The organism is Bradyrhizobium sp., from assembly GCF_016462955.1.
In the GTDB taxonomy this organism is placed as follows: domain Bacteria; phylum Pseudomonadota; class Alphaproteobacteria; order Rhizobiales; family Xanthobacteraceae; genus Bradyrhizobium.
This window is the reverse complement of record NZ_JAEMSD010000063.1, coordinates 1-608: the sequence shown is the minus strand read 5'-3', so window position 1 is coordinate 608 and position 608 is coordinate 1. Positions and strand designations below refer to the sequence as shown.

Here is a 608-nt window from a genome sequence, read left to right as displayed (position 1 = left end):
CATCTGGCCGGGTTCAGCGGCATCCTTCAGTGCGACTGCTATGGTGGCTTCGAGCCGCTGTTCGACCCGCAACGGAAGGATCAGCCCATCACGCCGGCGTTTTGCTTCGCCCATGCCCGGCGCGGCTTCTTCGAACTGGCCGATATCGCGAAGAGGGCCCGAGACGGCGTGAAGGGCAAACCGATCTCCCCGATCGCCCTGGAGGCCGTCAGGCGCCTCGACGCGCTGTTCGAGATCGAGCGCGCCATCAACGGCAAGACCGCCACCGAGCGGCGGGCCGTGCGCCAGGAGAAGAGCAAGCCGCTTCTCGATGAGATGCAGGCCTGGCTGCTGCGCGAGCGCGAAACCCTCTCGCGCTCCGCCGAGGTCCTGAAGCCGATCAACTACATGCTCCGGCGCTGGGGCGACTTTGCCCGCTTCCTCGACGACGGCAGGATCTGCTTGAGCAATAACGCTGCCGAAAGAGCGCTGCGCGGCATCGCCCTCGGGCGACGCAACTGGACCTTCGCCGGTTCGCAGCGCGGCGCCGATCGCGCCGCCGTCATGCTCACGCTGATCACCACGGCCCGCCTCAACGACATCGACCCGAAGGCCTGGCTCGCCGACGT

General features: G+C 67.3%; 1 protein-coding gene. It reads left to right on the top strand.

Going from position 1 to position 608, the window contains the following annotated elements; translation table 11 throughout:
* Window positions 1-608, top strand: a 608-nt coding sequence (locus JHD07_RS09685) for an IS66 family transposase (protein WP_291621430.1), incomplete at both ends; no start/stop codon positions are given.